The following is a 12,625-nucleotide window of genomic DNA, read 5'->3' on the forward strand; positions in this document are numbered from 1 at the left end:
AAAGCCGCCAGCATTTTTGCTGACGACTTCAGGTTAATTAATTATTCAACGGTAACACTCTTAGCTAGGTTTCTTGGTTGATCCACATTATAGCCCCGTTGCAAGGTTGCATAATAGGCTAATAATTGGGTTGGCACGATGCTAACCAGTGGCGATAAAACGGTATCCAAAGTTGGCACGACAATTTGGTCACCAGGTTTAGCTAAATCTTCACTGACGATCTTCAAAGTCTTAGCCCCCCGAGCTTCAACTTCTTGCACATTGCCCCGAGTATGAGAAGCTGTTTCCTTATCTGTGATAATCGCAGCAACAGGTGTCCCATTTTCAATCAAGGAAATTGTCCCGTGCTTCAATTCCCCAGCGGCAAAACCTTCAGCTTGGATATAAGAAACTTCTTTCAGTTTCAAAGAGGCTTCCAAACTTGCCCAGTAGTCGATCCCCCGCCCGATATAAAAGGCATTACGGGTATTGGCAAAGAATTCATGGGCTAATTGTTCTAGGTCTGCTTTGGCGTCGACAATTGTTTGCATACCATTAGCTGCTAAACTCAATTGATACTTCAAATCGAAGTCTTCAGCACCAGGAACATTGTTGACAACCGCCAAAGCTTTAGCGAGCATTGCTTCGATCGTAATTTGAGCTGTATACGCTTTTGTAGAAGCCACAGCAATTTCAGGACCAGCATGTAATAAGATGGTGTAATCTGCTTCCCGAGATAATGTAGAAGCTTCCACATTCGTGATGGTCAAACTTGGGTAGCCCAGTGCATTGGTCTTAACCAAAACTTGACGGCTATCAGCTGTTTCACCACTTTGCGTCAAATAAATGAAGAATGGTTTTTTAGACAACAAAGGCATGTGATAACCAAATTCAGAAGCTAATTCCACTTCAACAGGAATCTTAGCAACTTCTTCAATGATTGGCTTGCCCACTAACCCAGCATGGTAACTGGTCCCAGCGGCAACAATATACAGTTTATCAGCTTCACGTAGGGCTTCAATTAATTTTGGATCAAAATTGAAACTGCCATCTTCATTCATATATTCAGAAACTAAGCGCCGTAAAACGTTTGGTTGTTCGTCAATTTCTTTGAGCATGTAGTATGGGTAAGTGCCTTTAGAAATATCAGAAGCATCAATATTAACCGTGTAAGGTTTGCGTTCAACCGGTTGGTTGTTTTCATCAGTGATACTGATTTTGTCTTTGGTAACGACAACCATTTCACCATCGTGTAATTCCACGAAATCCTTGGTTTGGGCAACCATTGCCAGGGCGTCTGAACATACCACGTTAAAGCCATCACCCACACCAATTAATAATGGGCTCTTGTTCTTAGCTACAAATAATTTGTCAGGTTGTTCCCGATCCACTAATAAGAACGCGTAAGACCCATCGATCAAGCTCAAAGCTTTGCGGAAGGCACTTTCAGTATCCATGCCGCCATCTTCAACTAATTCAGCAATTAATTGAACAGCGACTTCCGTATCTGTGGAGCTGACAAAATGTACACCCTTTAAATATTGGGCTTTAAGATCTTGATAGTTGTTGATAACTCCGTTATGCACGAGGTAGAAACGACCACTGGCAGATACTTGGGGATGGGCATTATCATGGCTTGGTTCACCATGGGTTGCCCAACGTGTATGGCCAATACCCATTGTGCCTTGAACTTCAGGGCCAACTGCTTTATCAAGTTCAGCAATTTTGCCTTTTTCTTTGACTAAATAGTCATGGCCAGCTTGGTCATTCACGTAAATACCAGCTGAATCATAACCACGATATTCCAATTTTTGTAACCCATTCAATAAGATTTCAGTTGTATCCTTTTTACCAATTACGCCAACGATTCCACACATATTTTAAACATCCTCTTCAGTTATTATTTTAAAAGTTGTCAAATCGTTTCCAATCGCTGACCAACATTCTGTTCAGGCTTTACAGCCTGTTTTTGTAGTTAGTCTTTAGAGTGCGAACCCTTGAGCCACCCGCCGAATCTTTCGATAAGCTCATTCCTCGTCATCCAATAAAATTGGACCAGGCGCTGTCCTTTAACCTAAATTGGTATATGCCTCTTTCCTCGGTATTATTTTTGGAAACACTGAGTATAATACCCGCTTGACTAACAAGTGTCAAGTTTTTGTATTTATTGGTCTATATGAAAAGCTAACATTGGTCCGTTCCTTAATTATTTCAGCGAATACCTTGCCACAGCGAGTTTTTTTTGAGACCATTAGGTGAGTTGTTGAAAGAGGGAAAGGTATGTCTGAAGAAAATCGTATTGAATTATTAAGAAAAATTTTAAAAATAGCATCTGTTAATGATAAAGAGAGTCAAGTGGCCAATATCATCCAGGATTTTTTGGGGGATCAGCCAAACATCACCTTTAAACGGGTCCAATATGCGCCTGGTCGAGAAAACTTAATCATTGATGTTAACGCGCCCACCACCCAAAAACGGGTCCTAGGCTTCAATGGTCACATGGATGTGGTGGACCCCGGGGATACAGATCTATGGACTTACCCGCCCTTTGCGGCGAAGATTACCAAGAGCCGCATTTACGGTCGGGGTACATCCGATATGAAGGCTGGCGTGGCGGCCATGGTCAGTGCCTTAAAAGAACTATTGGCAGAAGATTTTACATTTAATGGCGGTTTACGCCTACTGCTGACGGTGGGTGAAGAAATCGACAACTTTGGCGCCCGGCAATTAGCTGACTTGGGCTATGCCAAACCGTTAACTGCTTTGATCGTGGGTGAACCCACTAATCACACCATGTGGTATGCCCACAAAGGGATCATTGATTTTACGGCAACCGCCTATGGCAAAAGTGCCCATGGCGCCATGCCACAGTTAGGAATCAATGCCATTGATCATTTGTTTGATTTTTATGCCCAGGCCAAAAAAATGATGGCCCCTATCTTAGCCACAACAGACCCCGCCTTGGGCCATACAACGTTTAATGTCACCTTGATCAATGGGGGTAATCAAATCAATAGCATCCCCCAAGCCGCCCGTTTACGGGGCAATATCCGCACGGTAACCGCCGTTTCTAACCAAACTATTCAAGCTACCTTGCAGCAAGCCGCCGCAGTCACTAATAAGCTACCAAAACACAAAATTGATTTGAGTATCGATTCCAGTATTGACGCGATTGCCAGTGATGCCCATTCAGAAATCATTGAAATCGCGCAAGCTGCGGCTAGGGCTAACGATTGGCCTGAAGTCGTGACCACTGGGGCACCAACCACCGATGCTTCCTTATTTAAATCCAAATGTCCGAATCTGCCCTTTGTCATTTTAGGCCCAGGTAATAATACAGCTCATCAAGTAGATGAATATGTGACGCTGGAGGATTTTAACAAAATTACCGCTATTTATAAAAACATTATCCAACAATATTTAAGTTAACAAAAGGCGCTGAAAATCTTGGTTATTCAAGATTTTCAGCGCCTTTAATTTTTAAGCTTCGCCCATGGCGTTGCGGACAACGTCGGCGATACGATCCACGTAATTATTCACTTTTTCTTCAGTTGCGGCTTCACCCATCACCCGTAATAAAGGTTCTGTGCCACTCGGCCGGACTAATATGCGACCATCGCCAGCCATCTCTTTTTCAACCGTATCAATTGCTGCGGTGATTTCAGGATAATTCTGCCAGTTTTTCTTATCGCGCACTTTGATGTTGACCAACTTTTGTGGATAAGTATGCACTTCACCGGCTAATTCTGATAACTTCTTACCAGTGACTTTCATGACATTTAACAATTGCAGCCCAGTCAACATGCCATCCCCAGTATTATGATAGTCAAATAAAATGATGTGGCCGGATTGTTCGCCACCTAAATTGTAACCATTTTTACGCATTTCTTCTACGACATAACGGTCACCTACGGCCGTTTGCACGGATTTCAAGTTATTGGCCGCCATAGCTTTATATAAGCCAATATTACTCATCACCGTGGTGACAATAGTTTCTTGTTTTAAACGTCCCTTGGCGCTGAAATACTTGCCTAGGATAAACATAATTTTATCCCCATCGACAATATTGCCTAATTCATCGACGGCAATGCACCGATCGCCGTCTCCATCAAAGGCCAGCCCGGCATCGGCATTTTGAGCCACCACTGTTTTAGCTAATTGTTGGGGATGAGTCGAGCCAACATTTTTATTAATATTTAACCCATCTGGCTTTGTGGCAATTGTGGTGAAGTCCGTTTCCACATCAGCAAATAACCGACTAACTAAGTTAGACGTTGAACCATTAGCCGCATCTAGCACAATATTTAAACCGGATAAATCATCAGGTAACGTCTGGGCTAAAAATTGTAAGTATTTTAAAGAGCCTTCTGGATAGTCCTCAACAGTTCCTAACCCAGCAGCAGAAGGTCTCGGCAAGTCATCAGTTGGGGCATCGATATAGGCCTCAATTTCTTCTTCAGTTTCATCAGACAACTTATAGCCATCAGAGCCAAAGAATTTGATGCCGTTATCTTCTGCAGGATTGTGGGAAGCAGAAATCATGATCCCAGCATCGGCATCTTGGACCCGAATTAAATAGGCCACAGCCGGTGTTGTGATCACCCCTAGATCTAACACTTCGATTCCTACTGATAATAGGCCCGAAATCAACGCGTCTTTTAACATGGGCCCGGAAATCCGCGTATCTGTTGCCACTAATACCCGGGGTTGTTTATTTTTGTCCGTATTGTGCTGGGTTAACACATAACCACCAGCGCGCCCCAATTTAAAGGCCATTTCTGGTTTTAAACCCTTGTTGGCAATGCCACGAACACCATCAGTTCCAAAATACTTTGTCATTTTTATACCTCTCAACTATCTAATTAATTATTGATCGTCGCTACTGTCTTGAGACGACTGTTGTGTACTACTAGATGAACTGCTTGAACTCTTGGTAGACGATGAACTAGCTGTTGACTGTGCATCGCTTGTTGCCGACTGCTGGGAAGTACTTTGACTACCTGCAGTACTAGCACTACTTTGTTGGGAATCACTCGTGTCACTACTGCCTGTCTTCGTCACCTTAATGATCACCTGAATACTGTTTGGATCCACACTGTCCAAACCCGTATCCTTTAAATTAATCTTAACAGTTCGGTTAATCGTCCCCGTGGCCCCAGTAACATCCACAGGTACGGTCAATTTCTTGAGTTTATCTAAAACACTTTGAACCCCATAGACTTTGACCGTCTTAGAATCACTGGAGAAATCGTAATGGGCCGTTTTATCGGCTGTGCCAGTTTGGCTAAAGTCTAGTGCCACATTTTTACTAGGCAAATAGATTGGAATATTCACATGAACGGTCTGAGGATCTAACAAGACATTTACAATTTTGCCGGCACTATCCACAGCTTGCAGTAAAACTTCTTGATCCACATCCGTCTTACGACCCTTAGAAACACTAACGTTGGCAATCACTTGACTGACCTTGCTGATATCTGTTCTAGATCCAGTAGCTGTCACAGTTTCTTGACTCAATCTAGCGGTGCCGATCTTATAACCCTCAGCAACACTTTCTTGATTAAATTGTAACTGGATCGGGAATTTACGAGTTTGTTTTGGCTGGATATCCACCGTAATATACTTCGGGGCAATACGATAAGCCAATTCCTTATTGATGCCCTGCTGGGTCAATTTAACCACATGCTTCCCCACACTTAAATTACGCAAATCGGCAATCACTTTAAAATTTTGCGTGTTCACCGTAGTGGTAACCAAAGCACTGGGCCCTTCTAAATGAACAGTTACTTTTTCAGGATATCCGGTAATAAAATACCGATTCGTATCACTTTGAACCTCTAAGGGCACTTTCACAGACGCCTTTTTAGTAGCCAAAACCTGTTGATTATTTTCAGTAGACCCCCGGGTAGTGGACAAGCGACCCACATTGACATAAGCAAATAGGCCTAGGGCAAATATTAGTGAAATGACTTTGTAGACCCATGGTCGGTTAAACAAATTGTTCACGTGCTAGGCCCCCCTTTTGAAGACACCGTCAATAAATTCGCGAATGCCATTTTTTTCGGTTGGCTCAGGTATTAATTGCGTATTCAAATACTTCAAATAGTCTTTTTGCGTCAAATCTCTGAGTAATTCGCTGTTCTTTGTGATGGTCACCCCGCCAGTTTCTTCAGAAACCACAATGGTCAAGGCATCAGTAACTTCACTGATACCCACAGCGGCCCGATGTCTAGTCCCTAATTCTTTGGGGATCATATTGCTTTCTGACAAAGGCAAGTAAGCCGCGGCCACAGCGATTTTGCCATCGCGAATAATCACCGCACCATCATGTAACGGCGTATTGGGGATGAAGATATTGATCAACAACTCCCCGGTGACATCCGCGTCTAGCGGAATCCCAGTTTCAATATAATCCTCTAGACCGGTGGACATCTGAATGGTGATCAAAGCCCCAATACGGCGTTTTGACATATACTGAATCGCCTTATCTAAGCCCTTGATCATGTTCTCGGTTTCTTGATTGATATCTTGGCCATTGCGTCTAAACAAGGCACTACGCCCGATATGTTCCAACCCCCGACGGATTTCTGGTTGAAAAATCACAACCAGCGCCAAGACACCCCAATTGATGACCTGATCCATGATGTAAGAGACCGTCTGCAGATTCAAAAACCAACTGATCAATTTGATGGCGATAATTACTGCGATCCCCTTCATCAGCTGTACTGCCTTGGTGCCCTTCATCAACATTATTAACTTATAAATAAAATACCAGACCACTGCAATGTCAATGACATTCATTAAATTTTGCAACGTCCAAATGCTTGACCAATTAATTGACATCCGGGACCTCCTAAAAAAATCATCCGTGTTATTATACCATGAAACCTGGTTCATGTTGAATGTTCAATCCAGCCCACAACATAAATATTAACCAATTTTTGGAAAAGTTTGGTAGAATGAATACAATTGTTTGAATCTTATCATTGGAGTCTTAATTTTGAAAAAAACCCAATTACAGTGGCTGATTCGCTTGGCTTATGGTTTCTTTTTACTGTTTGCATTCTTCTTTATCACCGAGCCTTTCGACTTTATCTTTTTAAACACCCTACTAGCTTATATCCCAATTGAATTAGGTTTTCATTTGGGTAACGGTCACCCCAAACATAACGGCTTATTTTTAATCATCAGCATTTTGTGGTTGCTATTTTATCCCAACAACCCCTACTTAATAACGGACCTCTTTCACCTGTCCTTGTTACACCCTTATAATCCCGTGACCTTACTGATCAGAGAAAGCCCCCATTTGTGGTTGTACTTCGCCTACCTGGTGGGGATTGCCTTGGTTTCTACCATCATCGGTTTTGCCACCTTAAAAAATGTGGCCCACCAAATTGCCCAACGTTTCTTTAAAGCCAGCCTTAAAGCTAGGTTCATCGTCTTAGAACTCATTTTATTTCTAACCAGTATTGGCATTTATATTGGCCGCTTCTTACGTATCCACACCGTTTATCTACTGGATCCTAAAGCCATTTTAAAACCCATCGCCAATATGTGGCAATTAAACAGCTGGCTGTTCTTCTTAACCATTTTCATTCTGTGCAATTGCATCTATCTAAGTATTTATATTTTTGGTAAATTAACTGATAATTCTACAGACAATTAAAAAAGTATTGATTGCTATGAAACTTTAGGCAATCAATACTTTTTTATTTTAACTATGCATCTTAAATTCCAAGAACAGGTCATTGTATTGTTGGACCCATTTGGTGCCTAGATCCGCATACACTTCAAGGTGTTTCATCGCGGCAGCTGGGGGATAAAATTGGCGATCTTCCCGAACGGCCTTAGGCAATAAAGCTTTGGCTTTATTATTGGGAGTGGCATAACCGATGTATTCCGCATTTTGCGCCGCATTTTTAGGTTCCAACATGAAATTGATAAAAGCATAGGCGGCCTTTTGATGTTTGGCCGTTTTTGGCATGACGATATTGTCAAACCATAAGTTACTGCCTTCTGTTGGTACCACATAATGCAAATGGCTGTTGCCAGCCAGCATTTCTGAGGCTTCCCCGGACCAAGTTACAGCCAAGGGGGCTTCGTTGGCAATCATGTACATTTTGATTTCATCGGCCACCACGGCTTTGGTGTTCGGGGCCAGTTTGTTCAAGGTCCCCGCGGCCTGTTGCAGTTGACTGAGATTCGTGGAATTCATACTATAACCATCCCGGACCAAGGCAAAACCCATGATATCCCGGGCACTGTCCACGAGCATGATACTATTGCGCCATTTAGGATTCCAGAGATCCTGCCAATGCTGCATCTCATCAGCCCGGACGTATTTATCATTATAAATAATGCCCAGTGTTCCCCAAAAGTAAGGGACAGAATAACGATTATCGGGGTCAAAGGATTGATTCAAAAATTGTGCGTTAATGTTGCCCAACCCCTTTAGTTTGCGGTGGTCAATGGGTAGTAACAATTTAGCCTTCCGCATTTTTTGAATCATGTAGTCACTGGGCACGGCAATATCATAAGCAGTCCCCCCTTGTTGAATCTTGGTAAACATGGCTTCATTGCTATCGAAGGTTTCATATTTTACTTGGTAACCAGTCTGTTTCTCAAATTTAGAAATCAGGGCTGGATCAATATAATCCCCCCAGTTAAAAATAGTCAACGTCTTAGCCGCATCGCCTTGGCCAGAAGCTTGATTTAACTGGTGCACTCCCAGTCCCAATAACGCACTGATAATAACGATCACGATGGCAAATAATCCAAAACGTTTCATTTGAGATAAGCCCCCCCTCTTTGACGTTTGTTACGTCGCGATTGGGTGTAATGGTTAATAAAATAATAACCCACAATTAAAACAATGGAGAAAATAAACATTAAAGCTGATAAAGCGTTGATTTCCAGATTAATACCTTGTCGCGCTCGGGAATAAATTTCCACAGATAAAGTGGCAAAACCATTCCCGGTAACAAAGAAGGTGACTGCAAAATCATCTAAAGAATAGGTAAAGGCCATGAAATAGCCTGAAAAAACACTAGGTAAAATAAAGGGTAAAATAACTTGGCTTAAAATCTGCCAACCATTCGCCCCTAAATCCCGGGCAGCATCGATCATGGTGGCATCCATTTCCCGCAAGCGGGGCAATACTAGGAGCACCACAATGGGGATCGAAAAGGCAATATGGCTGACTAATACGGATCCAAAACCTAAAGTCACGCCTAGGGCAGTAAATAAAATCAAAAAGCTAGCCCCAATAATAACGTCGGGTGATACCATCAAAATATTGTTTAAACTTAAAATTAAATTGCGCCAATGCTTATTTTGGACCCGGTAAATCCCCAAGGCCCCCATGGTCCCAATAATTGTGGCCACTAATGAGGACAATACCGCCACGATCAAGGTATCTAACACGATGACGATCAGGCGACTATCAGAAAAAAGCGTCTGATAGTGGCTGAAGGTAAAGCCCTTAAAATTAGACATGCTTTTGCCGGTGCTAAAAGAATAAAAAATTAAGTAAAAAATTGGCAGGTACAATAAGGCAAAAGCAAAAACCAAATAAACCCGGCCCAGCCAATGTTTCTTTTCGGTCATGATTTCGCCTTACCTTTCCGACCGCCAGCGGTCAATGCCATGGTGATAAACATAATAATGATCAAGACCACCCCAATGGTACTACCCATGCCCCAGTTCATCGTAGTCATGAAGTGCTCTTCGATGGCGGTCCCGAGGGTGATCACTTTATTCCCACCAATCAAGCGGGTAATCATAAATAAACTCAAAGATGGAATGAACACGGCTTGTACCCCGGAACGGACCCCATTAATACTCATGGGAAAAATAACCCGCCATAGGGTCTGAAAGTTGTTGGCCCCTAAGTCATGGCTAGCATTGATAATCGCGGGGTCAATATCCACCAAGGAATTATAAATTGGTAAAATCATAAAGGGAATCTGGATATAAGCAGCTACTAAAATAAAACTGGTGTTAGTGAACAATAATTGCTGGGGCCCCACCCCAATAAAAGTCAAAAAATTATTGACCGAGCCCGATTGGGAAAAGATGCCAATGAAGGCATAAGCTTTTAATAACAAATTAATCCAAGTTGGTAAAATAATCAGTAAAATCCATAATTGCCGATGTTCTAGTTTCGTTAAAAAGTAAGCCGTTGGGTAACTGATGGCTAACGTCAATACGGTAATTAAAAAGGCAAACCAAAAGGAATTAAACGTCATGCGTAAATAAACACTAGAACTTAAATAAGTCCGATAATTGCTCAAGGTCAGCGAGTGATCGATGCCAAAAAAGGATTGATAAACGATCAAAGCCACCGGGGCAATGACAAATAGCCCAATCCACAAAAAGTATAATGAGAAATAAGGCAGGCGGTTAGTCTTAGTCAGCGTTGTCACCTTCTTCATATTGACTCAAGCGGGCGTCAAAGTCAGCTTCATCTTCATTAAACCGCATGACATGCAAGGCATTGGGGGTAAAACTTAACCCGACTTTATCTTTATCTTCAATAGAGTTTGTGGCATAAATCAGCCACTGATTGCCATCTTCATCATGACTATTAATTTCAAAGTGATCCCCTCTAAACAACTGGGAATCCACATGCACCACTAATTTCCCCTGTTCTGGGGTAGTGACATCAATATCTTCAGGGCGCAAAACAACTTCGACTTTTTCATTAGGCCGCATCCCCGCGTCCGCACATTCAAAGGTCTTGCCCACAAAGGCGACTTCATAATCCCGTACCATGACTCCTGGAACGATATTGCTGGCGCCGATAAAATTCGCCACAAAATGGTTGATGGGTTCATCATAAATATCCACGGGTGTGCCACTTTGTTGAATCTTGCCATCATTCATCACTAAAATTTCATCACTCATGGCCAGGGCTTCTTCTTGATCATGGGTCACAAATAAGAAGGTGATACCTAGGCGCTGTTGCAACGAACGTAATTCGTATTGCATTTGTTGGCGTAGTTTTTGATCTAATGCGGATAAAGATTCGTCTAACAATAACAAGCGCGGTTCATTAACGATTGCCCGAGCAATGGCGACCCGCTGTTGTTGTCCGCCCGAAAGTTCAGAGATCATCCGATTTTCATAGCCATCCATTTGGATCACCTTTAAAACAGCAACTACCCGGTCGTCAATCTCCGACTTAGCCATTTTTTTGAGCCGTAGCCCAAAAGCCACATTATCAAAGACATTTAAATGGGGAAAAAGGGCATAATTTTGAAATACCGTATTTACTTTGCGTTTTTCCGCTGGTAAATTAGTAATATCTTGGCCATCGAATAAAACTTTACCCTTGTCAGCTAAAATCAGACCAGAAACGGTTCGAAGAATTGTGGTTTTGCCTGAACCAGAAGGCCCCAAAAAAGAGTAAAATTTACCCTGATCCAAGGTAAAATTAATATCATCTAAGGCTGTAAAATCGTCAAAATACTTATACACATGCTGCAATTCTAATATCGTCTCTGTCTTTGCCATTTCCATTCCTCTTTTGCTTTTTTCTCTTTAAGAAGGTGGTACACCTTTCTTGAAAACGTTATAATAACGTTATAATTGTAAGTATTAACTTAATTTTTGGAGGATCATAATGTCTGATTATCAAGCGCTAAGTCTGATCAAGCAAGGCGATCAAGTTCAGCCTGAATATATTTCCAAAGAACTCCCCAAACTACAAGATGGCCATGTCTTAATCCGCGTACAATACTCCAGCATCAATCGCAAAGATGCTTTAATGCTAGACCCTAACAGTGGGGTCGTTCATGATTACCCCATCATCCCCGGCATTGATTTTTCCGGCATGGTTATTAAATCCAAAGATCCCCGTTTTTTTGTCGGGGACAAAGTTGTGGGCACCGGCTTTGATTTTGGCATTAAACACCCTGGCGGTTACGCTGAATTTATCACGGCTTCCGCCGATCAAGTCTTTAAAATTCCCCGGCCGTTAACCATGCGTGACGCCATGATCTTAGGCACCGCCGGATTAACAGCAGCCATAAGTTTAAGCCAATTTCTACAAATACGCCAGACCATTGACAAAACAATTCCAATTTTAGTAACCGGCGTGACTGGCGGTGTTGGTGGCTTAACGCTAGCCATGCTGCATAAGTTGGGTTTTAAAAACATCACTGCGGTCACCCGCCGTACCGATGTCAATGATTATCTAGTCAATTTAGGGGCTAGTACGATTTTAACCCCGACTGATTTAGCCAATCCCCAAGCAAAGCCTTTATTAAAGGGCAAATATATGGCTATTTTAGACAGCGTTGGCGGCCAATTACTGGGGGATTTATTGGGTCAGGTCCAATATGGCGGTCGTGTGATTACCAGCGGCAATGCGGCCGGTAATGATTTCAAAGCCAATGTCTTGCCCTTCATCCTCCGCAGCATTAGCCTCATAGGTGTGGATTCGGTGAATTATCCCGCCCAAGACCGTCAAGAGTTATGGCAATTATTATCTTCAGCCTTTCGTCTAGATGGGGAACACTCTGTGGCGGTTCATGAGATCGCCTTTGAAGATATGGTCCCCCATCTTAAAGCTTTTATGTCTGGCAGTAATTTAGGTCGGACCATCGTCGCCTTTCCATAAACCAAAGGGTACTGCCAAGTTGCA

The 12,625-nt window shown here is 42.5% G+C and carries 11 protein-coding genes; 3 read left to right on the forward strand and 8 right to left on the reverse strand.

The features are described from left to right. Nucleotides 1-41: 41 nt before the first annotated feature. A complete protein-coding gene (gene glmS, locus FC83_RS04740; RefSeq protein WP_057002455.1) occupies nt 42-1,856 on the reverse strand; it encodes a glutamine--fructose-6-phosphate transaminase (isomerizing) in 1,815 nt (604 codons plus the stop codon). Between the two features lie 403 nt (nt 1,857-2,259). On the opposite strand from glmS, the gene FC83_RS04745 reads away from it, so the two are divergent. Continuing rightward, on the forward strand, nt 2,260-3,408 hold the full coding sequence (locus FC83_RS04745) for an ArgE/DapE family deacylase (protein ID WP_035453185.1): 1,149 nt from the start codon (nt 2,260-2,262) through the stop codon (nt 3,406-3,408). Nucleotides 3,409-3,459: 51 nt separating this feature from the next. Here FC83_RS04745 and glmM read toward each other — a convergent pair whose 3' ends face one another. The 3 genes from glmM to cdaA are packed head-to-tail and all read right to left on the reverse strand — an operon-like array spanning nt 3,460 to nt 6,822. Then, nucleotides 3,460-4,818, reverse strand: coding sequence for a phosphoglucosamine mutase (gene glmM, locus FC83_RS04750; protein WP_035453183.1), 1,359 nt, complete (start codon nt 4,816-4,818; stop codon nt 3,460-3,462). A 27-nt stretch (nt 4,819-4,845) separates the two neighbouring features. Beyond that, nucleotides 4,846-5,985: a CdaR family protein gene (locus FC83_RS04755; RefSeq protein ID WP_035453181.1), complete on the reverse strand. Its 1,140-nt coding sequence runs from the start codon at nt 5,983-5,985 to the stop codon at nt 4,846-4,848. A gap of 3 nt (nt 5,986-5,988) precedes the next feature. Continuing rightward, nucleotides 5,989-6,822, reverse strand: coding sequence for a diadenylate cyclase CdaA (gene cdaA / locus FC83_RS04760; protein ID WP_035453178.1), 834 nt, complete (start codon nt 6,820-6,822; stop codon nt 5,989-5,991). A 157-nt stretch (nt 6,823-6,979) separates the two neighbouring features. Between cdaA and FC83_RS04765 the strand changes: the two genes are divergently transcribed. Continuing rightward, nucleotides 6,980-7,645 carry a DUF1361 domain-containing protein gene (locus tag FC83_RS04765; RefSeq protein WP_052004677.1) on the forward strand — a complete coding sequence of 222 codons (666 nt, stop codon included), beginning with the start codon at nt 6,980-6,982 and terminating at the stop codon, nt 7,643-7,645. A 48-nt stretch (nt 7,646-7,693) separates the two neighbouring features. On the opposite strand, the gene FC83_RS04770 is transcribed toward FC83_RS04765, so the two are convergent. Genes FC83_RS04770 through FC83_RS04785 form a run of 4 tightly spaced genes read right to left on the reverse strand, consistent with a single transcriptional unit; the run spans nt 7,694 to nt 11,493 of the window. Next, on the reverse strand, nt 7,694-8,767 hold the full coding sequence (locus tag FC83_RS04770; RefSeq protein WP_057002456.1) for an ABC transporter substrate-binding protein: 1,074 nt from the start codon (nt 8,765-8,767) through the stop codon (nt 7,694-7,696). Beyond that, a complete protein-coding gene (locus tag FC83_RS04775; protein ID WP_057002457.1) occupies nt 8,764-9,585 on the reverse strand; it encodes an ABC transporter permease in 822 nt (273 codons plus the stop codon). Before FC83_RS04775 ends, FC83_RS04770 begins: the two co-directional genes overlap by 4 nt. Continuing rightward, the gene (locus FC83_RS04780; protein WP_057002458.1) at nt 9,582-10,412 is read right to left on the reverse strand and encodes an ABC transporter permease; all 831 of its coding nucleotides are present in this window, start codon (nt 10,410-10,412) and stop codon (nt 9,582-9,584) included. The genes FC83_RS04775 and FC83_RS04780 overlap by 4 nt, the downstream gene beginning before the upstream one ends. Continuing rightward, nucleotides 10,387-11,493, reverse strand: coding sequence for an ABC transporter ATP-binding protein (locus tag FC83_RS04785; RefSeq protein ID WP_035453175.1), 1,107 nt, complete (start codon nt 11,491-11,493; stop codon nt 10,387-10,389). Before FC83_RS04785 ends, FC83_RS04780 begins: the two co-directional genes overlap by 26 nt. Before the next feature lie 109 nt (nt 11,494-11,602). On the opposite strand from FC83_RS04785, the gene FC83_RS04790 reads away from it, so the two are divergent. Then, nucleotides 11,603-12,601, forward strand: a complete 999-nt coding sequence (locus tag FC83_RS04790) for an acrylyl-CoA reductase family protein (protein WP_035453172.1) — start codon at nt 11,603-11,605, stop codon at nt 12,599-12,601. Nucleotides 12,602-12,625 lie beyond the last annotated feature (24 nt).

The sequence above is a fragment of the Agrilactobacillus composti DSM 18527 = JCM 14202 genome (assembly GCF_001436375.1).
Lineage (GTDB): Bacteria > Bacillota > Bacilli > Lactobacillales > Lactobacillaceae > Agrilactobacillus > Agrilactobacillus composti.